Origin of the sequence: Penaeicola halotolerans, assembly GCF_016464625.1 — a bacterium.
Classification (GTDB): domain Bacteria; phylum Bacteroidota; class Bacteroidia; order Cytophagales; family Cyclobacteriaceae; genus Penaeicola; species Penaeicola halotolerans.
The window spans coordinates 242,160-266,500 of sequence record NZ_JAEAGO010000003.1 but is presented as its reverse complement, the minus strand read 5'-3'; the positions used below and the strand labels follow the sequence as shown (position 1 = coordinate 266,500).

The following is a 24,341-nucleotide window of genomic DNA, read 5'->3' as shown; positions in this document are numbered from 1 at the left end:
CATGGCATTTTTAAATCTATATAGGGATAAGCTTCAGCATAATTTTAATTTCCTAAAGGAGCTTTTTGACAAACAGCAAGTAGAATGGGGTGTGGTTTCCAAATTGCTTTGCGGTAACCGTATGTACCTTAAAGAATTGATCAACTTGGGTGTTAGAGAAATACATGACTCTCGTATCAGCAATCTCAAAAAGGTCAAAGAGATCCATGGAGATGTGCAGACGGTGTATATCAAGCCTCCTTCGAAGCGTAATATTCCCAAGATTATCAGCTATGCAGATGTCAGCCTCAACTCTGAGTTAGACACTATCACTTGGCTATCAGAGGAGGCTGTGCGTCAAAATAAGCATCATAAGATCATCATCATGGTAGAGACAGGTGATCTTAGAGAAGGGGTGATGGGAGATGAACTTGTGCATTTTTATGAGCAAGTATTTGAGCTTCCGCACATTGAGATCATAGGTTTAGGAACCAATCTAAACTGCCTCAATGGTGTCATGCCATCTACAGATAAGCTGATACAACTATCACTTTATAAGCAGATCATAGAGCTCAAGTTTAATAAAAAGATTCCTTGGGTATCAGCTGGAACATCTGTGACTATCCCACTGATGATGCGTCAGCAGTTGCCTGCTGGAGTCAATCACTTTAGAGTGGGAGAGACGCTTTATTTTGGAGCGGATCTCTTTGAAGACAAAGTCATCGATGGGATGCATGGAGATGTATTTGAGCTATTCACTGAAATCATTGAGATGCACGAAAAGCCACTCGTGCCTTCTGGCGAGCTAGCAGCTAATCCGCAAGGTGTAGTGGCTGAAGTAGATGAAAGTCTCTATGGTAAAACGAGCTTTAGAGCAATCATCGATATCGGTTTGCTGGACATAGACCCAAAGTATTTGATCATCGAGGAAAATATGGGCATTGAGATCATAGGTGCCAGTTCTGACATGTTAGTGATCGATCTAGGGGATAATCCGCATCAGTATAAGGTAGGAGATTTGCTTCCTTTTCAGTTGAAGTATATGGGTGCTTTAGCAATTTTAAATTCGAGTTACATAGACAAGCGGGTGGCTTAGTATTTTAAAATGAGTGGTGAAACAATTACCTATTGCTTTGTAGTTTAGACTTCATTATTTTGGATTAAAATTCGGCTCTGATGAAAAAGCTTCTCTTGATTTGTTTTGTGTTATTCTCTTATTCAGCTCAAGCTCAAATAGACTATGGTCTGAGGGCAGGTATCACAGCGCCCTATTTTGGAGGTGCTGATGCCGTGAACCAAGAGATGAGATTAGCTTATTTCGGAGGAGCATTTGTAAGTTTTCCGCTCAAAGATGAGCAATCTAGAATAGAAGTAGGTTTGCAGTTTGCAGCCAAAGGATCTAAAGAGACTTTCGCTAACGGAGAGTATGCTGTCAGAAGTTACTATTTAGATTTGCCTATAGCTTTGAGAAGAAATGTGCTGCCTAACTTAGATGTTTTGGTCGGCTTACAGCCTTCTTATCTTCTTGAAAACGAATTGTTTTTTGATGCGCCAGATTTTTCAGGAGAAAATAGGACGGTGATTTTATTGGACACTCAAGGCTTTAGAAATTTTGACCTAGCCCCACATTTAGGTCTGAAATACCGATTCTTCAAGTCTTTTGAAGTGTTGGCCACTTATGATCATGGACTTTTCACCTTAGATAGAGATGGCGCACAGTCTGTCTACAATAGGGTCTTTAAATTTGGTCTAGGCTATACTTTTTAATCAAAGTAACCTTGTTTGACTAATTCCTGATAGATTTCTAAGCATGCCCAAGCATCAGTAGCTGCGTATTTGATTTGCTTTTCTGATAGTGTATCCGTTTCCCAGTTAGAAAGTTGCTCTGATTTAGAGATTCTAATGCCCAAAACCAAAGCTGACAAGTTTCTCACACCATAGCTTTTAAAGCCAACAGCTTTACACTCATCATTGAGGTCAAAGAATGCTTTTGGCTGGAAGTAGGTGAGTTTTTTTAATGCTTTGATGTCATCATGTACAGCTGCTCCTACTTTGATCACTGCGGGATCTGCCAACAGTTTAGTGATTACTTTAGGCAGTCCTATATGATTCAATCTGAAAAGAAAAGCTTGGTCTAATGTGCTGAGCTGTAGTAGAGCGACTTCATTGAATTGTCCCTTTTTGAAGGCAGGTTTCGTCTCTGTGTCAAAGCCTATAACTCTTGATTTGTAGAGGATTTTGATGGCTTCAGTGACTTCTTTTTCATCATCTATCACGATAGACTCACCCTCAAATGCTCCCAGTGGAAGCTCAGTAATTTCTTCTTTAGTTATCTTTCTAAGCAGCATCTTCTTGTTCGAATGCTTTCATTTCTTCATCGCTGTATCTCGTCAAGCCGATATTGAAGTAGCCATAGATCATCGTCATGAACGGACTGATGATATTGAAGAAGCAAAATGGTAAATAAGTTAATGTCGCGACTCCGAGCACTGAGGCTTGTGTAGCACCGCAAGTATTCCAAGGCACCAAGACGGATGTCACAGTCGCAGAATCTTCTAGCGTTCTGCTGAGGTTTTCTGGCTTAAGCCCTCTCTTTTTGTAGACATCCGCATACATACGTCCTGGAACGAGGATGGCTAGGTATTGGTCAGAAGTGGTGATGTTAAAGAATACACAAGTACCTGTGGTGGTAGCGATGAGCGAACCTGTGCTTTGAGCTAGTTTGATTACATATTCAGCAATCGTTTTGAGCATGCCACTAGACTCTAAGATACCGCCAAATACCATCGCTACTAAAATAAGCCAGATGGTATTGAGCATACCTGCCATACCACTGGTTTGTAGTAGTTCATTGACGATCTCATTGGTGGTGACGATCCCGATGTCCCCATAGAGTGCTTTCATCACAGCGATAAAGCTGAGATAAGCGTAAGATCCATTGGTATCAGCTATTCGCTGGATGATCTCTGGTTGGAAAATCACCGCAAAAATACCTCCTAGCAAAGCTCCCGCCAATAATGCTGGTACGGCAGGGACTTTTCTGACGATCATGATGATGACTAATACGGGAACTATGAAGAGCCAACCGTTGATATTAAAGTTTTCTGTGATGACATTAGAGATGATCCCTACATCGCTAAGCTCTCCCGATGCGCCATCTGTAAAGCCGATGACTGTAAAGATGATCAAGGTGATGATGATGCTCGGTACAGTCGTCTTAGCCATATATTTAATATGAGTAAAAAGATCCGTACCAGCCATAGCGGGAGCTAGATTAGTCGTATCTGAAAGGGGTGACATTTTATCTCCAAAATAAGCTCCTGAAATGATCGCTCCTGCGATGATGCCTTCTTCAAAACCCAGCGCTTTACCTATTCCTAGAAGGGCTACACCGACAGTGGCTACAGTAGTCCAAGAGCTACCCGTAGAGACAGAAACTACAGCACTGACTACACAAGCAGCCATCAAAAATATAGTGGGATTTAATACTTGAAGTCCATAGTATATCATGGCTGGTACGATACCACTCAATAGCCAAGTACCCGCAAGTGAGCCTATCAAAAGTAAAATAAGAATGGAAGACATGGCAGAACTAATACTTGCGACTACCCCATCTTGGATTTTCTCCCAAGTATGTCCAAGCTTTACAGCGATAATAGCTGCTACGGCTGAAGCCAGTACGAGCACCATTTGATTAGAACCAGAAAGCCCATCATCTCCAAATACTTGGATATTGATGATCAAAAGTCCTATCAGGAAGATAATGGGGAAAAGCGAAAGAAATAATCCCGGTTTTTGGGGTTGACTACTCATGCTGATTTTTCGATTCTATAATGAGATTTGAAAGATAATAAAAATTATTGCATTTAAGCCTCTAAAACTAGCTTAGCTACAGTTTCCCCCACCTGCCAACCGATGGCTACTCCCATGCCTCCTAGTCTACAAGCAGCATAGACATTTGGCTCAAGCTGCTGGATAATAGGCGATTTTGACTGGCCAAATGCCATGATTCCAGACCAACTTAAGTCTATTTCATAAGCTTGATCAGGTAGGATCACTTCTTGGATTAATTGATGAATGGCAGAGGAGATTTTGGGATTGAGTCCAAAGTCATAGCTAGTTTCACCCGCAAAGTCCAAATGCCTTCCGCCTCCTATGAGTAGTCGAGATTGGTAATTTCTGAAATAGTAATACCCTTTTTCTATGTGGAAGGTTCCCTCAAATTTCAAATCTTTGATAGGCGTAGTAACCATGACCATTCCGCGGCCAGGTTGAATGTCTAAATTAGGGAAATGTTGCTTGGTAAAAGCATTGGTGCAGAATATAAGAGACTTGGTTTTAAGTGGATAAGACCCCTGTAGTGTGTTTACTTGACAAGCTACATCATTATTTATAAGCGTGTAACTCTCCAAATGGGCACCTGTATATATTTTGACACCAAGTTCACTGGCGAGCTGATGTAGTGACTTCATCATCAATCCAGTGTCTATTTGACCCTCAAAGGCATTCCAAACTAGGCTTTTGACCGCATTTTTTGAAAAGCCAAACTGATCTATTTTTTCATTTTGGATGGAAAATACTGCTTTGCCAAAGAGCGGTTTTAGCCATTCGTTGATCTCTTGCATTTGATCTAATGCTTTTAGGTCAGCACCTCCTAATAGTTCGTATCCACCATGATTTTGAAAATCAATGTGCCGATCTCCCAGTTTGGAGCGGAGTTTCTGTAGGCCAAGCCATCGACTTTCTACTGTCTTTAGCACCGTATCGCTGTTAGTTTGTGCTAGGTCATCGAGTAATTCAGTTAAACTGCCAAAGCAGGCGAATCCTGCATTTTTGGTACTAGCTCCACTGGGGAAAAGACCTCTTTCTAAAATGGCTACTTGGGCATGTGGATGATGCTCTTTGAGATGAATAGCGGTAGACAGCCCTACGATACCACCTCCTATGATGAGATAGTCAAAGCTCACAAAGTGCTTCTTTTCCCAAATGCTGATCATGTCTTTTTTATTGTTTGTGGCAAATTAGCTAACAAAAGACTAACTTGAAAAGATATCTAAACCTAATCTATGGAAGCCGCTGAGATCATACAAAAAGCTAAGCAGTCTAATTTTCACCTTTGGTTACTCAATAAGGTGTTGGCTTATAAGATTCCTTTTAATAAGCCACACGGATTTAAGATTACTGCGATCAGTGATCAGTCACTTAGGATTGACTTACCCTATAAGCGAGGTAATTTTAACCATATCAGAGGAATACACGCTTGTGCATTGGCAACATTGTGTGAGTTTGTGACAGGCTTTAAATTGATAGATGTGCTAGGGGCATCAGACTATAGGATCATCCTTCAAAAACTGGAGTTAGAGTACCTTTATCAAGCCAAAAAAGATGTTTATGCCAAGTTTGAGCTACATAAGGATTGGTTGGAAGAAACAATTTTGATACCTTTAAAAAGTCAAGAAGCAGTATTTGTCACTTGTGAGATCACTGTTTATGATACAGATGATCGGGCTGTAGTGGTTGCTAAAGTTACTTGGCAGATCAAATCTTGGCAAAAGGTAAAAACGACACTTTAAACCCAACATACGATGAGAAAGATAGATCAGTTACTCACCGAATACGGAGTCAGCCATCAAAATGAAACCAATAAGTTGATTCATTGGATATGTGTTCCTTTGATTTTTTTTAGCATAGTAGGGCTGATATGGTCGATACCTAGTGGAGCACTTTCTTTTATGGAGGGAAGTTTGGGCGTTTTTGCTAACTGGGCCACTGTGGTTTTGGCTTTGGTTTTACTGTATTATATCAGGCTTTCACCGCCCTTGTTTTTTGGTATGCTCCTGTTTTCTGCGGCCTGTTTGTTTATGGCAAGTGTGATAGTGAATAGCACGACTATTCCATTATGGCAGATTAGCTTGGGGATTTTTGTACTAGCTTGGATAGGGCAGTTTTATGGTCACAAGGTAGAAGGTAAAAAACCCTCATTTCTAAAAGATTTACAGTTTTTACTCATTGGTCCAGCTTGGTTGATGCATTTCATTTACAAGAAGGCTGGACTAAAGTATTAGCTTTTAGTTTTTATAGGAAGTTTGAAAAGCCGCTTTTGCCATAGAGCGGCTATTTTATTTAAAATCCTTATTTTGTACATACTTTTGATTAACCATTGAACTTTATGACACCACTTCTTGCTGTTGAGATTCCTTTATTGTCAGACATTGTAGTGATCCTTGGACTGGCTACTGTTGTGATCTTAGCTTTCCAAAGACTTAAATTTCCTACGATCATTGGGTTTTTGATCACAGGAGTCATCGCTGGACCTTATGGACTCAGTTTGGTAGAAGCTTCAGAAGCGGTGGATATCTTATCAGAGATAGGTGTCATCTTGCTGCTCTTTGTGATTGGAATGGAGTTTTCACTTCAAAGTCTCTCAGCGATCAAGCGCTATGTATTCATAGGAGGGACACTTCAGGTTTTACTGACCATAGCTGCTACAGCAGTAGTGACGCATTTTTTCGGGTTTGATTGGAATAAGGCCGTATTTTTTGGCTTCCTTTTTTCGCTGAGTAGTACTGCTATCGTACTCAAGCTACTCCAAGAAAGAGGAGAAGTCAATGCACCTCACGGTAAGACCATTCTGGCTATTTTGATATTTCAAGACATCATAATCGTTCCTATGATGCTTTTCACGCCTATGCTGGCGGGAGCGACAGACGATGTGGGTATGTCGCTGCTTATTTTAGGAGGAAAAGGTTTGCTAGTCATCGTCCTCACACTGGTATTGGCGCGATATGTAGTGCCTCAATTGCTCTACAGAGTGGCTATGACTAAGAGCAAAGAGCTCTTTATATTGAGTATTGTGGTGATCTGTTTTGCGGTAGCCTATGCCACATCACAGCTAGGACTTTCTTTAGGCTTGGGAGCATTTTTGGCTGGACTGATTGTGAGTGAATCAGACTATAGTCATCAGGCGACCAGTGCTATACTACCATTTAGAGAGATATTCATTAGTTTTTTCTTTGTATCTGTAGGGATGCTTTTTGACTCTAACTTCTTAATAGAAAACTTTCCGATGATTTTGGCGCTAGTCGGTTTGACGATGCTACTCAAGATCATTACAGGATATGGTGCGGCTGCAGCACTTAAGCTGCCTGCTAGAATTTCGATGATTGTGGGTTTCTCACTTTTTCAGGTAGGAGAGTTTTCACTTTTGCTAGCTAAAGAGGGAGTGAAGCTAGAGATATTAGATCCGGTATCTTATCAGTATTTCTTGGCAGTGTCTATTTTGACTATGGCAGTGACACCATTTGTGATGAAAGGCTCTAATAATATGGCTTGTAGAATCCTAAACATCCCGATACCAGAAAAGATCAAATCTAGATTTAGCGCTAATGGGACTTTGCCAGATATGGAGGTCGATCAAAGTCATGACTTGGAGGATCACTTAGTCATCATAGGCTATGGACTGAATGGGCAAAACGTAGCCAAAGCAGCCAAAAGCGCTCAGATCCCTTATGTGATCGTAGAACTCAATGCGGAGACTGTAAAACGTGAGGCTGCCAAAGGAGAGCCCATCATGTATGGTGATGCTATCAATGGTACTATCCTAGAGCATTTAAATATTCACAAAGCGCGTGTAGTGGTAGTAGCGATTTCTGATGCGCAAGCCACAAAAAGTATCATTTCAAACATTAGATCTATTTCTAAAAAAATCTACGTGATCGTGAGGACACGATTCATCCAAGAGATGGAGGCCAACTATCGACTAGGTGCGGATGAAGTCATTCCAGAGGAGTTTGAGACATCTATTGAGATCTTTACACGTGTGCTGAACAAGTACCTGATCCCTAAAGATAAAATAGAGGATTTCACACAATCTATCCGTATGGACAACTATGAGATGCTTCGATCTAGCCGTACAGCCATGGGCGGAGATAAATTAAATATAGACTTACCCAACATCAATTTCGTCTCGCTCAGTGTGCATAGAGAAGGCGGTAAAGTAGTCGGAAAAAAACTTAATGAATCTGATATTAGAAATCACTTTGGTGTATCTGTAGTCGCCATCAAGAGAGGAGAAAAGATGATCACGGATGTCTCTGCAGATACTGAAATTAGATTAGAAGATCTTGTCTATGTGGTAGGTACTCCTGAGAATATCACGCGTTTTGAGGATGAAATAAAAGTCTAAAATGAAGCTACTATCTTACGACAAGCTGAAAGAAGCCTATCAAGAACTGATTGATTTTCAGTTGTTGGCAGGCACGAAGTCGCCTATTAGATTAGGAAAGTTACTTGGCTTTTGGCTCATGGTGTTAGTGGCTGTGTTATTATCTTATGTACTAAGCACAGAGACAACATTGAGTGCTTCAGCTTCATGGATGGCGGGGATCTTTATTTTGGCCTCTCTGCTTTGGGTGACTGAGGTGATTCCACTTTTTGCTACAGCTATTTTGATCCTCTCCTTGCAGATCGTCTTATTGGCCAATCCAGGAGAGTGGCTTTGGGTAGGAGATTCTGTGCTAAGTGTCAATCAAGTCCTTAGCCCACTTGGAGATCCTATTTTAGTGCTCTTCTTTGGAGGGTTCATTTTGGCTATGGCCGCGACTAAAGAAGGAGTAGATCAGTCGCTGGCAGCGATTGTTTTGAGGGTATTTGGTCGTCAGCCATTATTTATCTTATTAGGTTTCATATTGATCACTGCTGGCTTTTCTATGTGGATGAGCAATACCGCCACTACTGCCATGATGGTGACTTTGGCAGCGCCTGTAATCAGTCAGATTTCAGTGACAGATCGTTTTCGAAAAGGTCTTTTATTAGCTATACCCTTTGCTGCGAATCTAGGTGGTATGGGAACACCCATCGCTTCACCACCCAATGCTGTAGCAGTCGCCTATCTCAATGGAGCAGGTATTTCTTTAGATTTTGTTTCTTGGATGATCTATGCTATGCCCTTGATGTTGCTGACTTTGCTGTTACTATGGGGGCTTTTGTGGCGCTATTTTAAGCCCAGTACTACGGGACAGATGGACTTAAAGATATCCTATAGTAAAATGGAGCCAAGGTCTTGGTTTGTGATCGCGGTCTTTGTGGTGACTGTTTCTCTATGGTTAACAGATCGAGTGCATGGACTTCCGGCAGCGGTAGTAGCGATGATACCTGCTGTTGCATTTACTACTACGGGTATTATTGGTACTAAAGATGTCAATGACATCGATTGGCATATTTTATTACTTATAGCAGGAGGTCTAGCGCTAGGCAAAGGGCTACAAGCTAGTAGTTTAGACACTGCTTTGATTGCTCAAATCCCTATGGATGGTCAGTGGCTATTTCCGCTCCTGCTTTTATTTACCCTAGCGCTTAGTACTTTTATGTCCAATACGGCTTCAGCCAATTTGGTCATCCCAATAGCTATTAGTTTAGGGACTATAGGAGGATTTTCAGAGTTGGTATTATGCTTCGGTGTAGCGCTAAGTGCTAGCACAGCCATGGCACTTCCCGTTAGTACGCCTCCCAATGCCATAGCTTATGCTAGAGGCGTATTGACCAATCAAGATTTTATGAAAACAGGCTTGATCATCGGGCTATTTTCCTTAGCATTGATCATTTTGTATTTCAGATCATTAGCATCATTTGGTTGGATTTAGTCCACTAGTATTTCTTTTAGCCTTCTAAGAGACTCTTGGTTGGTAGGTAAGTAGATGCTTTCTAGTATACTTCTTTTTTCACCAGCTGTCAGTCTCCAGTTAAGTGAGGCACGTTCGATTTCTTCTGCCAATTGTTTTTCGCTTTCAGTCCCTTTTGGATTGTTTTGTTCTACAATTCTTCTGGTAGAGTACTCAAATTCGATTCGCTCAAAAGGAGCATTAAGCCATTGAGGCACATAATTGATGGCTACTTCATTATTGAGGGTTTGTACATTATCCCAATTGATATAAATACTTCTCAGAGGAGTGAAGATCTTTTGAAAAAGGCTAGTGCTCATGTTTTTTTCTATCTCTGTGACTTTTTCAGAATCTCTAATTGTGATCATTACAACACCGGATGTGTTTTCACTGATCCAGTCTTGGAAGACATGTACAAATCTGAGCGCATCCTGCACACCAAAGTTGTCAGAGTAGCCAGAGTCCATGATTTCTATGACCGGCTCGCTTGGAAGTTCCACATTAGGCGTGATATAGGGAAAGCTAGCTGCCATCCTTAAGGCACTACTAAATCTTAAGGAACCAGCATCTTGATTTTGAAAAAACCTGCCGAAATCTATTCCTTGAAGTTTTTCATTGCCTAGTCTATCTCCATAGCCAAAGGAAGTCATGAAAGATAGCCGATGTGGAGAGATGAATAGCTTACGACCATCATTGGTGATAGTAGGAGTGATGAAAAGTAGTGGAATTTTTGCTTCGCTTTCTTCCTCCTGATAAGCAGAAATCGGCTTATCTAGTACGAAGTCAGTGTTTTTATTCAACTGCTGTTCAAAAGCAAAGCCTCGATCTTTCAGATAATCTCTACCTGCATAGTGAAAATATTGATAACGAATAAAAAGGTCGTTGACCACTGCGGTGAAAATGATGGGATTAAGATTATCAGCACCTATCTTTCTAAGGTAGCTTGGAGCATAAGCTGAAGGAATTTCTCCCATTTGCGCTTGTCTATAAAGTTCGCGATAGTATGCTGCTCCTATCAATCCACCCGATGCACCCGTCATCAAGGCTGTATGCTTCATCAAGGAGCTTTCTGAGATACTATCTGCCGTCTGAAGTACGCGCATGGTCCAAAGTGCAGCGCGCTGACCACCACCACTTGTAGCGATGAGAACGAGTTTAGGAGATTGGTCTTGTGGAAATTTAGCTCTCCATTTCTCCAAGATTTGTAGTGTGGCACTTAGGTCTTTGGTGAGTGTGTCAGGGTGATTGAGTGCAGCTATAGCGTCTAGGTTGTAGCTAGCTCTAGGTCCATCATAGACGATTCCATAGGCTTCATTAGGCCGATCAAATATGGGGTGACTAGCTAAGAAGTTTACCCCTAAGATGAGTAAGATAGCACCTGGAACTGCCCAATCTCTCATCCAAAAAGTAAAAGCACCAAAGAACATCACCAAGATGGTGAAAAGTAACACAGCACTAGCTGCTGCAGGTATCTGAAACACTGGATTGTCTCTAAAGACACCGAGTAGTATTATGACCACAAAAATCACTGATTGGATGACGATAGAGTTGAGGTGATTTTGATCAAAAACACGCATGATAGCCTCTCTATCATATTGATGGACTATTTGATCCACTCTTTTTAACTTCATGAAAGAGTTGAAATAGTAGCTGATCGGGCTGACCTTTTTCTTACTATCAGAAAGTCTTTTGAGCACATTAGCACGGGTGATTTTTACCTTTTTGAGTCGTTTTTCTAAGTTGTCTGCTAGTAGTTTGAAGATGTCCTTATTGGTCAATCTGAAGTAAGCGAAGAGAAATATGACCATCGCCATCACGCCAATCAAGTAGGCAATAACCAATATGACGATGCGAATAGGTTCGTCTTCTCCATTTTTGATTTGGAAACTGACGAAATGGTAAATGTAGACGATATTGAAAATACTTGGGATGATGCTATTGTTTACACAGAATTTGGTGAATGGGTGCTTTAAATTTCCTAAAAATGGAAACTTAGGGCCGTCAAGAATGTATGATGCAATATGAAAGGCCATAATGAATCCACCCACTACAAAACCCATGATGAAAAAAGAAGTGAAGTCAACCTGATTGAGATACTCAGGATCTAGGAACAAATAAGGAATGCCTAAAACGGAACCAAACCTGCCCGTAACGATCAGAAAAAGTAGCAACCAAATGATCAGCAGCAAAATGTTTTTCTTGAAATGCGTGACAAGCAACTGTATTGGAAATGAAAAATAAAAGGCCTTTAGCATCTGTGTAATTGATTTCGCTGAATTTATGAAAATAATAGGAATAAAGGTCAAGTGAAGGACATCTTCGGTCAATTTTAATCATTGCTCTTTTTCTCTTTAAGCTGTATGCTTACCTTAGCAGACTTAAATAGTAGAAAAAAATGAGAACTTGGTTTTTGTGTAAAGTAAAATATCAAAAAGAAAATGAGCAAGGGCTGCTCAAAAATGTCTCTGAGCAGTATCTCGTAGATGCTGTTTCTTTTACAGAGGCAGAAGCGAGGATCTATGAGGAGCTAGGAATGATGATTCGTGGGGAGTTTCAGGTGACCAATATCAGTAAGAGTAATCTCACAGATGTCTTTTTCTTTCATGAGTCAGATCTATGGCACAAATGCAAGGTGACTTACTTAGTAGCAGATGGAGACTCTGGAAAGGAGAAGAAGGTAACTAACTATATGCTCGTACAGGCTGAGGATGTCAAGCAGGCTTTTGAGCGAATATTTGAAAGTCTCAACAATATGTTGGTTACTTTTAGAGTGCCAGATGTCACAGAGAGTCCTATCATCGATATATTTAAGTATGTCTCTTCGGATGAGAAAGCTATGAAGGTTCCAGATGGATTCAAGCCAGTCTCAGAGATAGAGGAGGATGACGAATAGTCCTGATGCCAGAGCAAGCCGCTCTGGCATTTTGCTTTTAGATCAAAGCGGATATTTGATTTTGAGTTGACCAGTTTCTTCGTCTGCAGGATCTGTGAGGTTGAGATTTGACAGTCCGATGCCGAATAATCTGACTGGTTTAGCCAGAGATTCTTGATGGAGCAGCTCAATGGTCATCGGGTAAATTTCCTCCTTGAGAATATACCGCTCAAGGCTTTTGCTACGAGTATGCAGCTCAAAGTCTGCATATTTGATCTTAAGCGTTAGCGTACGGCCTGTTATCGCTGTTTTTTCTATTCTTCTAAGTAGTTCATCGACTATTTTGTGCAGTGCTTCTTGAATCTCTTCGGGTTCAGACAGGTCATTAGCAAATGTGTTTTCAGCACTGATGGACTTTCTGATTCTATTTGGCTTGACAGCGCTGAGATGTACACCTCTTACGATATTGTAGTAGTGCAAGCCAGATTTGCCAAATCTCCTCGTGAGCTCTTGGAGACTGCGCTCTTTCAGTTCAGCACCTGTATGGATGCCTATTTCTTGCATTTTTTCAGCAGTTACTTTACCAATACCGAAGAATTTTTCTATGGGAAGTTTTTCTAGGAATGCCTCGGCATCTTCAGGCAAAATGACAGCTTGACCGTTTGGCTTATTGAGATCAGAGGCTATTTTGGCTAGAAATTTATTGTAAGAAATCCCTGCGGAGGCATTGAGTCCTAGTTCAATTTTGATCCTATTTCTGATCTCTCTAGCGATTTTTGTTGCGTAAGGCATGTCCTTTTTGTTGACCGTCACATCTAGAAAAGCCTCATCAAGGGAGAGAGGTTCTACCAAGTCAGTATAATCGAAGAAAATCTCTCTGATCTGAAGCGAGATCTCCTTGTAGCGATCAAATCTTGGTTTAACAAAAATCAACTCGGGACATTTTCGAGCTGCTATTTTAGAAGGCATGGCGGATCTTACACCATACTTTCTCGCTTCATAGCTTGCAGCGGCTACCACGCCTCTTTCACGATTTCCGCCTACTGCTATGGGTTTCCCTCTCAGTGATGGATTGTCCAGCTGCTCTACAGAAGCATAAAATGCATCCATATCCACATGTATAATCTTTCGTACAGCTGATTCCTCCTTCATGATTAGCGCATTGGTCTAGATAGATGTTAGAACCCATTGATTGCTACGTGGAGCTTTGCATTTACCTCTTCGACTAAAGCAGCCCTCACTTTCACAGTAATATGACACTTTATTCCAAAGTCTTGTTCAATGATAGTCAGATCATAATCCTTTATCACGCGCATGATTTCATTCATAGCTGGATATTCAAAATCTACAGTGATCTTTTCAAATACAATCTCTTCGATGATTTCATTGCTAGCGATGGCTTCCGCAGCAGCTGTTTTGTAAGCTGAAATGAGTCCTCCTACGCCAAGTTTTGTACCTCCAAAATAACGTATGACTACGATGAGAACATTTGTCAGATTATGAGAGCGAATTTGACCTAATATGGGATCTCCAGCACTGTGATTTGGTTCTCCGTCATCATTGGCTCGGTAGTTTGTCTGATCTTGTCCTAGGATATAAGCATAGCAGTGATGCCGAGCGTCATGGTATTGTTTTTTGAGCGACAATAGAATTGACTTGACTTCTTCTTCATCATATACTTTGTAGGCTAGGCTGATAAATTTACTCCCTTTTTCTTTGTAAAATCCTTCAGATGATCGTGCTAGGGTGAGATAGGAATCAGAGGTATGGATCATAGTATACAAAAATAATTAAATTATTGAAGCTGTGCTTTAGAAGGCTTTTGTATTAAATTAGCCCTTATGGAAATACCTCAGATCATCAACTTCAAACATACTAATTCAGAAAAGGGACTTTTAGCCTTTGCAGAAAACTCCATCAAACTTCCTTTTGAACTCCAAAGGGTCTACTGGATCACACAAGTATCAGATGATGTAGTTAGAGGTGGTCATGCGCACTACACTTCGATGCAGGTGATCGTATGTGTCAGAGGCAGTGTTGAAGTTCAGCTAGAGGATATGACAGGACAGCGTTTTGACTTTACTTTGTCGGATCCGACACAGGGGCTTTACATTCCAAAGCTATGCTGGGGTGCGATGAAGTTTAAAAATGACGCCTTACTAGTAGGGCTGGCTTCAGATCTATATCAAGAGAAGGATTATATCCGAGACCGTGCAGTTTTTGATGCTTTGCAGCGTAAATACAAGCATGTCTAAGGGACAGCTCATATCATTAGATCAGGCAAGTATTCCTGCTCAGGACTTGGTATTCGATACTGCGCTTTACTATGAACTTCATGATCTTGAGATCCAATCACATGCTTACCAAGTCAATGGTCAGATCGTGTTGAGCTTACAGTATGCGGTGAGAAATGATACAATCATCATAGCAGATCGAGCTCCCTATCAGTTGGTTAGTGTCTATGGAAATGCATTTCAAAGCTATTTAAGATCCTTTTATACTGATTTGCTTCAGTTTTGGTCTAGCAAAGGAATATACCGACTTTACTGGAAGTTGCCACCAGTTGATTTTTTTAAGAACGTGGTAGATGAGACAGTTTCAGCATGGGAGTCATTGGCTAAATGTCAAATAGAATCCCATCCAAATCATTATTTCAAACTTTTGCCATCAGGTAATGGATTTACCTCATCACTTCATCAGACGGCTAAGCGTAAATATGAAAAGTCGCGTGAATTAGTATTTAAGATGCTTCCTGATACAGAATTAGCCACTGCCTACCAAATGGTCAGTAAGTGGAGAGCACTAAGAGGGCATCAAAATTCGATGACTTTAATTGCATTTGAGAAGATATCGAAGAAAATTCCAAATTACCTTCACCTGTTTGCAGTTTGTTTGGATAGTGATCCTGTTGCCATTTGCTTAGCCGTGAGGCCTCATCGAGACATTCTCTATTATTTTTATCCAGCATCAGACCCGCTTTATGATGAGATAAGTCCTGCTATTAGGCTAGTAGAAGGTATGCATGCTTTTGCAAGAAAGGAGGGGATTAGATTTTTGGACTTAGGGACATCTTATCTGTCAGACGGACCTAATAAGGGGCTTCTGCAGTTTAAGGACAGCCTTGGGGCTAATCGTACGATGAAGCATGTACTAAAAGCTACTTGGTCATGACGAGTTTTCTCAAGGATATCTCTTGGTCTGGCGTAGCTGTATTTGTCAGAGCTTTGGTCAGCTTTTGGATCAATAAAGTAGTCGCCTCAACTTTAGGCCCAGCGGTTTTTTCACTCTTAGTTCATTTTCAAAATCTCTTAGGGATCATCACCTTTTTGCCAGCTGATGGACTCAATCGAGCTCTCATAAAACATAATGCATCGGAAGAGCGAGGAAATATATTTGGATTGACCATCAGGTGGTATGTGATCTATTACATAGGAGTGCTTGGGGTGCTTTGGCTTGGAAGAGGAGTGTTTTTGGAGTGGCTTGATATAGAGTTATCCATTTGGTTTTGGTTGTTTTTTTCTATTTTACTTGGGTTATTTCTACTGTTTATTTTACTCTTAGGACTCTATCAAGCCCAGCAAAATATCAGGTCATTTGCTTTGATGCAGTTGTTTTCCGCTGTTGTATCTTTATTGATCGTGACAGGACTCGCTAGGCTAGCTTTTCCTATTTATTTGATTGCCTTTGGATTTTTGGTAGGGCAGTTTTCTGGGATTTTGATTTGGCTATTTAGACCAAAGTTACCCAGTATGCGCATTAACAAGTTTTCATTCAAGCCGCTGATTCCTTTTCTGTCAATGGCTTTGATTTCGCTTTTTTGTGGAACAGGTTTAGATTTTTTAGTCAGGACATACTCATTTGATCTATTAGGAGAGTTTGAGACGGGGCTTTGGCAAGCACCCTATCGCATATCACTTCAGTTAGCAGCATTGGTAAGTGGGATTGTCGGGGTGGTCTTTTATACACGCGTGGCAGCCATCATTAAGGACAAAAAAGCTGTAAAAAATTACTTAGAGAGGGTATCGAAGACACTTCTAATACCTGTTTTGGTCATTGCTATTGGAATGGCTGTCTTTGCTGAAGAAACTATGTTACTTTTTTACAGCAGAGATTATGTAGATCAAGCGTTGCTTTTGAGAATTCAATTGATCGGAGATATATTGATGGTGCCTAGTTATTTATTAGCCTATGTATTTTTAGCCAGTACTCAAACGAGTATTTATATAGGAGCTCAAGTGGTTTCTGCTTTTATATATATTTTGATTGTCTATTTTGGACTTTCATTCCTTGGATTAGAGATTTTTGCTTGGGCGCATGCTTTTAGATTTACTTCTTTTTTGCTGTTTTTAACTATCTTTTGGTATAAATGGCTGAAAGATGACGCATAACAATCCACTGGTAACGATCATATGCATTTGTTACAATCAGGCCGCCTATATTAAAGAGGCGATTGGATCTGTTTGGGATCAAACTTACCCCAAGATAGAATTGATCGTAGCAGATGATATGAGTACCGATCAGAGCAGATCAGTTATTAACGAACTGGCTAAAGCATATACTTTTAAGACACTTTTACCTGAACACAAATTAGGATATACTAAGCTTTTTAATCAGTGCCTTCAGATGGCTAGTGGAAGCTTTATTATAGACTTGTCAGGAGATGATGTACTTTTACCCTCTAGAGTGGAGCAAGGCATAGAGGTTTTTTTGAATAGTTCTGAGCAAGTGGGGCTACTCTTTTCAGATGCGGAATTGATCGATGAAAAAGGACGCCATGTTCGCTATTTTTATAAAAGAGATCACAAAGGTCAACTTGTACGACCAGTACCAGATGGTAATGTCTATCAGGAGGTTTTGAAGCGATACTTTATCTGTTCTCCGACTATGATGTTTAGAAAATCTATGCTAATTGATTTGGAGGGCTACGATGAGACGCTGTACTATGAGGACTTTGACCTCTGGGTGAGAGCAGCACGTAATTATCAGTTTAAATATCAGGATGAAGTTTTAGTTCAAAAACGTCTGCATACTGACAGTATGGTTACTTCACAGTATCAGCCTGATAGTGAGCAATTGCAATCAACACTGATCGTATGTGAGAAAGCTTGGCAATTGAATAGATCCAAAGAAGAGCACCAGGCACTAGCTGAAAGGGTGGCTTATGAGTTAAGACATGCAATTCTCAGTGGCAATAAAGAGGTAGGGGATGGATTTATAGAATTACTGAGCAAAATGAGAGTAAAAAAAGCCTATCGATACTTTTGGTCAGTACTCAATAGGCTTCCTATTTCTTGGCAATTTATTTATCGATGGTTTTACTAACCAATCATGACTTGAAGTAGCTCTTCAGTTTTCAAATACTTCTTAGCCGTTTCCTGCAAAATATCAGCATTTACAGCTTTGATACGAGCGATCATTCCTTCATAAAAATCATAGCCTAATCCAGCGTGATGGATAGTTTTGAACTTGTCCATCAAGTGAAAAGAAGTGTTGATTTCTGATAGAAAATGGCCAATCATATAATTTTTGGCAGTTTCTAACTCTAGGGAAGGAACCAATTCTGTTTGGAGCTTTTTTATTTCAGCATGTATCTCATTGATAGTAGCCTGAGCATGCTCTTTCTTCACATCAGTGCCGATGATTAGATAGCTCGCATTCTGAAGATGCAGCAGTGAACTATGTATGCCATAGGTGTAGCCCTTTTCTTCCCGGATATTTTTCATCAGACGTGAACCAAAGTATCCTCCAAATAGCTCATTGAGTACTGACAGCGCCATGTAATCAGAGTGCGATCGATTGATAATGGGTAGGCCTACCCGAATACTAGTCTGCACAGCTTGTGCTTTTTCTTGATAGTAAGCACTAGGTGTGAAGGTGTTTTCATAATTCACACTAGTCTTCAGCTCACTGATTGCTATTTGACTGAGATATTGATCGATTAATTGAAAGTCTTCCTCGCTTACCTTGCCACATAAAAACACTTCTGGAGAGACTCTATAGCCTTCAGTGAAGTATGCTAATAAGTCTTCTCGATGATAGCTGTCTACAATCTCTTCTGAGATAAATCGGCCATAAGGATGGTCTGTTCCAAAGAATTTTTCTCTGAAAACCTTACCTGCTTCCATGCTATTTTTCTCCCGATTGATTCTGATTTCTTGCTTTTTGATGCTTTTCAGTGTCTCGAGCTCAGCTTCAGGGAAGTTAGATTCATTGATCATTTCTACAAATAGCGGAAGGAGTTTATCTAGGTGCTTATTTAGTACATAGAGTGATACGGTAGTATTGTCTAGGCCTGGTATGGTCTCTAGATATGCGCCATAATGATCTAAGATATCATTGATCTCCGTAGAAGTTCTTTTATTAGTGCCTTCTGTGAGCATTTTGGTGACAAAGAATGCGATTCCTTGCTTTGATTCATACCAAGCACCAGATTTGAAGCTGATTTCTACTTTGATGATGGATTGATCTCCCTGATTCAATACATAGGCTGGGGTGCCATTTTTTAGATATCTAGGGGATATATGTTGAAGAGCCACCTTATCAGGAAGTTGAAAAGGTGGCGCTTGAGTTCTATCTAATACCATTTTATTCGGCTGTTTCTGTCGCTGCTATCTTAGAGAAGTTGAAGCCAAGTGTGAGGCGAAGGGTTTCTCCTAGCGGATGATTTTGTACTTGAGGCACTAGATAAGCGAAGTCAAAAGCTAACTTTTTATGTCTAAAACCTAAGCCCATTGTGAAGTATCTTCTGTTACCTTTTTGCTGATTTTCATAAAAGTAACCAGCTCTAGCTGCGAATACGTCATTGTACCAATATTCAACACCTGCAGCTACCATGAATTCTTGGATTTCCTCGCTAAAGCCATCAGGTGCATCTCCAAATGAGCCAAACATACCGCTGAGTAGGCCACGATCTGGATTTTTACCTCTTTCTACGATTCTATTGCCATCAGCATCTGTACGTATATTGCCATCTTCATCTCTTGCATAGATAGGAGTACTAGGCACCATGAGTTTGTTGAGATCAAGCGCAAAAGTGATCTTATTTCTTGCATCTAGCTTTGTAGTAAGAGCAGAACCTACCCTAAGATTTGTAGGGATAAAGTCGCTATTCTCGGCACTATTGTAAGTGATTTTTGAACCAATATTGCTGATACTAGCACCCCAAGATAGGGTAGAAGCCCTTCCAGTGAAGCTTACGTCTTTACTGTAGTAAATCCCTAAATCCGCAGCAACACTTACCCCAGGCTGACCTTCATTGCCACTAGCACTTATACTTCCTGATAGATTTGAATGTATAAATCGACCAGTCAAACCAATGGACAATGCTTCAGATAAAGCCCTCGAATAGGTTACATCTAAGGCGATTTCTCTTGGATTGAATTCCCCAAGGCTATTGCCACCACCATCAGTCAATTGGATATCTCCTAAGTCAAAATATCTCAAAGATGCTGCTACCGTGGATAGATTATCTATGCGCTTAAATCCTGCTAAATAGGAGATCGACATGTCATTAAAGAAACGACCTAGCCAAGGAGTGTATGAAAGTGCAAATCCATAATCATCCTCGATGAAGGCAAATTTGGCGGGGTTCCAATGAGCAGAGTTAGCATCTGGACTGGTAGCTACTCCAGCGTCCCCCATACCTGCATGTCTAGAATCTGGTGAAAAAGTTAAAAACGGGACTGCGGTAGTAATGACTCTATTAGTAGTATCTTGACCAGCGATGACAGCCGAATTTTGTGCCATCAATACGCCTGGAAGGCTACTTGCTACTAGTACTACTAGAGATTTTAAGGTGTAATGCTTTATTTTCATGCTTAATTAATCTATGAGGAGTTTTCCTGTACTACTATCCGAAGAACCGTCTTCTCTATCTATCACCTCAAGTACGTAAATATAAATTCCTTTTGTGGGAATATTAACCTTATTTTGAAAAATATTCCAAGTCAAAATATCAATTTTTTCCGAAGCTCTATTTATCGCTGTCGTGTAATTCAATATTTTTTTTCCATACAAGTCATAAACCGTAAATTGTATTTGAAGGTTTTGATTTGGTCGGTTATGACTAAAACTAAATGTTGTTTCTGCATTAGCAGGGTTTGGATAGTTGTTTAAGGTTAATATTTTTATTCGATTACTACCATTTACGACCACTTCTAAGTTAGCTGTGGCCCTGTTTCCAGCCCTATCCCAAGCACTAATTTCTAGTGTATTATTACCCTCTTTCAAGCTATCAATTTCGATCATGAGAATATTTTTCGTGAAATCTCCTCCTAAACTTTTTATTTCACTGTTGAGTGCGATAGTTCGGTCACCATTTATAGTCAGTATGGGACTTCTGCCTATGATCGCATCACTCAAGTTGATACCACTAAGATCGACAAGATTGGCGATGAGCAGTGCTCGTCTGCTGGCAATGCTTCTAATTTGTTTTGTAGTATCATTGATATACATCCTTATTTCTGGAGGAGTTTGATCGCTTATTGAAGAGAGGCTACCACCTATTTTGAAATCATTCAGACCACTAACCACCTCTTTTTGTTCATCAAAAGCATAGACTCTGAGCCTGCCTTCTCCGATACTGTAGTCTATCGCTTCACCGATAAGTTCTGAGATACTAAACTCCCCATTTCGGATTTCTCCAGATCCTCTAGCGATGATTTTGTCTCTTAGCGCGTATTGTGTAGAACTACTTTCATCCCCTAAGGTCTGGAATCTGGTTAGCTTGTCTATCAACTCGTATTCAAACGCTCCGTCAAAGTCTCTCACAAGATTACTGTTTTGTGTGATAGCACCTGACCAAGAGACATGCTGATTTGCTCGGAGCGTATCTGAAACCTGATCTTGAGCAGTGAGCGTGATCTGAGGATTAGCCCTAAATAGCAGCATGGCTGGATCGCCCAATAGGATAAAGTTTCTATTCAAAACGCCATTTTGGCTTTCATTTTTTGTAATCTGAAAAATCTCTCCTAAAGTTTGATCTTGAGTCGCATCTGCCCTGAACGCTTGTGTGATAAAAGCTTCATTCAATTGGAAGTTGGTACTTGAAAATACAGGACGACTAGTAGTAAGCATCGCAATAGCACCACCGTCTGGCTTGAATAGCATCTCTTCCGCTCCTGATCGGATAAATGGGCTATCATGTCTGCCAAACTCGCAAGTTGCAGTGATAAAGACAGGCAAACGATCGATATTTTTCCAATTGTTAAGGTCAGAGTTTGTAAATATCTGCTCAGCCATTAAGGTAGTTTCATTTCCATGCCCCGTATAGTTGATCAGCAAAGCGCCTTCATCTATGGTTCTTTGCAGCGCATTGCTTGCATTAGGCGATCTTTGGCCAGTAGGAGATTGGATTTGCTCAAAGCTGTCAAGATATAGTTTGTCTATCCGATAGCCCGTAGCTACTGTATCTACATGTTGACTGAGTTTTTCTGCGTCATTTAGATGTAGGTTATTATCTGCATCATCTGCTATGAAAACTACCTTTTGCCTCCATTTGCCAAATTGCTGTTCATAGTGGATGATTTTATTCAGGTAATCACGCGCTTCCTGTCTATTTCTTGCGGGGATCCGACCAATGGCCATATCCAAACTATGATTTATGGGATTTTCTTCAGGCCAGTCGCCTTCGTCACTATCCATGAAGCCGAAGTAGTCATCTGAGCTGTAGGTCAATAGTGGATTGAGGTGATCTCTAGATTGGTAGCTAGCCAAAAGGTGGTTGTTTAGTCCCAACTTATTTTTGTAGTCGAAGGTGGCCTTTCCTATGAATAAAACATATTTCAATTGGTCATTTGACTGTTCTTTGACGTACTTGATGAAGTTTCTAAGTGCTGTAGGATCTTGCTTGCCTGATGAAAACTGTCTATAGATATCCTCAGAAGAAACGGTTAAAACTTGTATGTTATTTTTCTCACTGCGATACTGTGCATAGGCTTCCGCTACACCGAGCAGACTTGCAGGTGATATGATCAACATATCGACAGTGCTTGGGTTGAGTAAGTTTTGATTGGCTATTCGTGTCAGTTGACTGACTTGAGGGACCTGATCTATTTTGAAAACTGCAAAAGGCCCTTTCGCACCAGAGGTAAATTGATTATCGCTTGTTTGTATGGTTTTTACGAATGTCCTGTCACTCAAATCCCATATAATTTGATCAGCTAAATTTTGATCAAATATATAGGTTTTAAGATCCATGTTATGGTTTCTCGGATCAAATATAAAAGGTATATTGCCTAGAGTTAACTTTTTCTGATAGCTGACGAGGATAGATTTGAGATATCCAACAGCATTGCTTTGTCCCTGTTTGTCATAAGTGAGCTGAAGATTCAAAGTAGGGGAGTTAGCTGTGATATCCACGCTGAATGACCTTTCAAATCCCCTTTTGCTGTAGATGCCTGCACTGATAGGATTCATAGATACAGTGGCAACATTAGAACCTGCTGCTGAAAGCGAAAAATTGCTAGTAGCAGTAGATTGACTCATCAGTTCAAGCTGGATATTCACAGGGTCAGAGGACACTAAACCTCTAAGATCAAAGTTGAGATTTTTATTCAGATTTTGCTCAAAACGGTCACTGTACCAGACACGACCAGAGTTTAGGATATTATGAGTATCTTCTTTATAAACGAGCGTTTCAGTCACTTGATTGACCTCATCAAAGCTACCAGAGATACTTGTATTGCGTAGAGGACGCACACCTGGTCCAGCATTTAATCGGAGAAAATAATAATTTGTATCACTATATAAATGATGCTCATATCTGACAACTTCTTCTTGATATATGAGCTGATGAGGGCCTTCCGCATAGAAAATTATGGCTCCATCATTACTTAAAAAGCCATTGCTCGTAGCAGATAGTTCAAAACTGATTGGGTGAGGATCTGAGTCAAAAGCTTGAGCCAGTGATTGGGGAAGCATTTTTGAATTGCCTGCAAAAAGAGCAACCTCATCAGTTCGGATAGTATTTGGATTGAAGCCGAGTGATCTTAGTTGTGCTGCGGTGATCTTATAGATGCCGTCTTCACTGATTTCCACTGCTATCCAGTCACCGCTCGTAAAAACAGAAGCCGACTGCGCTGTACTTTGAATCGCATAGAGACAAAAGACCAAATACAAAAGAAGTCTCACACAGCCTTATTTTTGGAAACTATATTTTCGATCATCGAAAGGACGAGATACAAGAGTATGATAGCAGGTAATGCCGCTACTCCGCCAATCACTCCAAGCCCGATACTCAATACTATCAATAAGTATCTAAAGATATTTGGCTTCAGTGCAAAGGATTTGAACTTCAAAGCTATCAGAGGGAGCTGTGCCAATAATAAATATGACAAGCTCAAAATTAGGAAAACCAAGACATCAGGTCTTTCGAGATAACTTCTCCACCAAGTGGATTGTTCCATCAGAAAGGGTAAACCACTGATCAAAAGCGCATTAGCAGGTGTAGGGAGTCCAATAAATCTATCTGACTGCCTTTCGTCATGATTGAATTTGGCCAATCTCACCACAGAAGCAACTGCGATCAGACCAGCTACAAGTGCCACATGATCATAAAGGGCTACCTTATCTAACAAAGTAAACATGATAAATGCTGGCAATACACCAAAAGTCACAGCATCTGCAAGAGAATCTAGGTCCTTTCCAATGGGACTTTGGGCATTGAGCAGTCTGGCCGCAAAACCGTCTAAGAAATCAAATCCTGCTGCAACCCAGATCATCACTGCAGCACCTACTAGGTCATAGTTCGCTACAAAGATGATCCCCATAAATCCGCTGAATAGGTTACAGCAAGTCAAGAAATTAGGGATATGTTTGATGATTTTCACAGG

21 protein-coding genes are annotated in these 24,341 nt (G+C 40.5%); 11 read left to right on the top strand and 10 right to left on the bottom strand.

From position 1 onward, the window contains the following. Window position 1 precedes the first annotated feature (1 nt). Together I5349_RS08725 and I5349_RS08720 are read left to right on the top strand one after the other, a co-directional pair. On the top strand, window positions 2–1,075 hold the full coding sequence (locus I5349_RS08725) for an alanine racemase (RefSeq protein ID WP_226390376.1): 1,074 nt from the start codon (window positions 2–4) through the stop codon (window positions 1,073–1,075). An 80-nt stretch (window positions 1,076–1,155) separates the two neighbouring features. Further along, on the top strand, window positions 1,156–1,746 hold the full coding sequence (locus I5349_RS08720; RefSeq protein ID WP_226390375.1) for an outer membrane beta-barrel protein: 591 nt from the start codon (window positions 1,156–1,158) through the stop codon (window positions 1,744–1,746). On the opposite strand, the gene I5349_RS08715 is transcribed toward I5349_RS08720, so the two are convergent. From I5349_RS08715 to I5349_RS08705, 3 genes are read right to left on the bottom strand one after another with little or no spacing between them, the layout of a single operon-like run. Then, window positions 1,743–2,327: a 3'-5' exonuclease gene (locus I5349_RS08715; RefSeq protein ID WP_226390374.1), complete on the bottom strand. Its 585-nt coding sequence runs from the start codon at window positions 2,325–2,327 to the stop codon at window positions 1,743–1,745. The genes I5349_RS08720 and I5349_RS08715 overlap by 4 nt on opposite strands. Continuing rightward, a complete protein-coding gene (gene nhaC / locus I5349_RS08710) occupies window positions 2,317–3,792 on the bottom strand; it encodes a Na+/H+ antiporter NhaC (protein ID WP_226390373.1) in 1,476 nt (491 codons plus the stop codon). The genes I5349_RS08715 and nhaC overlap by 11 nt, the downstream gene beginning before the upstream one ends. A gap of 53 nt (window positions 3,793–3,845) precedes the next feature. After that, window positions 3,846–4,976, bottom strand: a complete 1,131-nt coding sequence (locus I5349_RS08705) for an NAD(P)/FAD-dependent oxidoreductase (protein ID WP_226390372.1) — start codon at window positions 4,974–4,976, stop codon at window positions 3,846–3,848. Between the two features lie 69 nt (window positions 4,977–5,045). Between I5349_RS08705 and I5349_RS08700 the strand changes: the two genes are divergently transcribed. From I5349_RS08700 to I5349_RS08685, 4 genes are all read left to right on the top strand, one after another. Then, complete coding sequence (locus I5349_RS08700) at window positions 5,046–5,552, top strand: DUF4442 domain-containing protein (protein ID WP_226390371.1); 507 nt, start codon at window positions 5,046–5,048, stop codon at window positions 5,550–5,552. Between the two features lie 12 nt (window positions 5,553–5,564). Next, window positions 5,565–6,044 carry an Mpo1 family 2-hydroxy fatty acid dioxygenase gene (locus tag I5349_RS08695; RefSeq protein ID WP_226390370.1) on the top strand — a complete coding sequence of 160 codons (480 nt, stop codon included), beginning with the start codon at window positions 5,565–5,567 and terminating at the stop codon, window positions 6,042–6,044. Between the two features lie 104 nt (window positions 6,045–6,148). Further along, window positions 6,149–8,164 carry a monovalent cation:proton antiporter family protein gene (locus tag I5349_RS08690; protein ID WP_226390369.1) on the top strand — a complete coding sequence of 672 codons (2,016 nt, stop codon included), beginning with the start codon at window positions 6,149–6,151 and terminating at the stop codon, window positions 8,162–8,164. A gap of 1 nt (window position 8,165) precedes the next feature. Continuing rightward, window positions 8,166–9,620: an SLC13 family permease gene (locus I5349_RS08685; protein WP_226390368.1), complete on the top strand. Its 1,455-nt coding sequence runs from the start codon at window positions 8,166–8,168 to the stop codon at window positions 9,618–9,620. Here the strand turns inward: I5349_RS08685 and I5349_RS08680 are convergent. After that, window positions 9,617–11,893, bottom strand: coding sequence for a patatin-like phospholipase family protein (locus I5349_RS08680; RefSeq protein ID WP_226390367.1), 2,277 nt, complete (start codon window positions 11,891–11,893; stop codon window positions 9,617–9,619). The two genes, I5349_RS08685 and I5349_RS08680, sit on opposite strands and share 4 nt — an antisense overlap. Window positions 11,894–12,033: 140 nt before the next feature. Here I5349_RS08680 and I5349_RS08675 point away from each other — a divergent pair, with 140 nt between their 5' ends. Further along, on the top strand, window positions 12,034–12,531 hold the full coding sequence (locus I5349_RS08675; RefSeq protein WP_226390366.1) for a DUF4494 domain-containing protein: 498 nt from the start codon (window positions 12,034–12,036) through the stop codon (window positions 12,529–12,531). A 42-nt stretch (window positions 12,532–12,573) separates the two neighbouring features. On the opposite strand, the gene dinB is transcribed toward I5349_RS08675, so the two are convergent. After that, entirely contained in the window at window positions 12,574–13,662 is a 1,089-nt protein-coding gene (gene dinB, locus I5349_RS08670) for a DNA polymerase IV (RefSeq protein ID WP_226390365.1), read from the bottom strand. 26 nt (window positions 13,663–13,688) lie between these two features. After that, window positions 13,689–14,285, bottom strand: a complete 597-nt coding sequence (locus I5349_RS08665; protein ID WP_226390364.1) for an IMPACT family protein — start codon at window positions 14,283–14,285, stop codon at window positions 13,689–13,691. A 66-nt stretch (window positions 14,286–14,351) separates the two neighbouring features. Here I5349_RS08665 and I5349_RS08660 point away from each other — a divergent pair, with 66 nt between their 5' ends. Genes I5349_RS08660 through I5349_RS08645 form a run of 4 tightly spaced genes read left to right on the top strand, consistent with a single transcriptional unit; the run spans window position 14,352 to window position 17,832 of the window. Further along, a complete protein-coding gene (locus I5349_RS08660; protein WP_226390363.1) occupies window positions 14,352–14,765 on the top strand; it encodes a sugar 3,4-ketoisomerase in 414 nt (137 codons plus the stop codon). After that, complete coding sequence (locus tag I5349_RS08655) at window positions 14,758–15,681, top strand: GNAT family N-acetyltransferase (RefSeq protein WP_226390362.1); 924 nt, start codon at window positions 14,758–14,760, stop codon at window positions 15,679–15,681. The genes I5349_RS08660 and I5349_RS08655 overlap by 8 nt, the downstream gene beginning before the upstream one ends. Further along, on the top strand, window positions 15,678–16,898 hold the full coding sequence (locus I5349_RS08650; protein WP_226390361.1) for an oligosaccharide flippase family protein: 1,221 nt from the start codon (window positions 15,678–15,680) through the stop codon (window positions 16,896–16,898). The genes I5349_RS08655 and I5349_RS08650 overlap by 4 nt, the downstream gene beginning before the upstream one ends. Further along, window positions 16,888–17,832, top strand: coding sequence for a glycosyltransferase (locus I5349_RS08645; protein WP_226390360.1), 945 nt, complete (start codon window positions 16,888–16,890; stop codon window positions 17,830–17,832). The genes I5349_RS08650 and I5349_RS08645 overlap by 11 nt, the downstream gene beginning before the upstream one ends. On the opposite strand, the gene I5349_RS08640 is transcribed toward I5349_RS08645, so the two are convergent. The 4 genes from I5349_RS08640 to pssA are packed head-to-tail and all read right to left on the bottom strand — an operon-like array spanning window position 17,829 to window position 24,338. Next, a complete protein-coding gene (locus tag I5349_RS08640) occupies window positions 17,829–19,094 on the bottom strand; it encodes a M16 family metallopeptidase (protein ID WP_226390359.1) in 1,266 nt (421 codons plus the stop codon). The genes I5349_RS08645 and I5349_RS08640 overlap by 4 nt on opposite strands. A gap of 1 nt (window position 19,095) precedes the next feature. Next, complete coding sequence (gene porV, locus I5349_RS08635; protein ID WP_226390358.1) at window positions 19,096–20,325, bottom strand: type IX secretion system outer membrane channel protein PorV; 1,230 nt, start codon at window positions 20,323–20,325, stop codon at window positions 19,096–19,098. Between the two features lie 6 nt (window positions 20,326–20,331). Next, a complete protein-coding gene (gene porU, locus I5349_RS08630; protein ID WP_226390357.1) occupies window positions 20,332–23,640 on the bottom strand; it encodes a type IX secretion system sortase PorU in 3,309 nt (1,102 codons plus the stop codon). Beyond that, the gene (gene pssA, locus I5349_RS08625; RefSeq protein WP_226390356.1) at window positions 23,637–24,338 is read right to left on the bottom strand and encodes a CDP-diacylglycerol--serine O-phosphatidyltransferase; all 702 of its coding nucleotides are present in this window, start codon (window positions 24,336–24,338) and stop codon (window positions 23,637–23,639) included. Before pssA ends, porU begins: the two co-directional genes overlap by 4 nt. Between the last annotated feature and the right edge of the window lie 3 nt (window positions 24,339–24,341).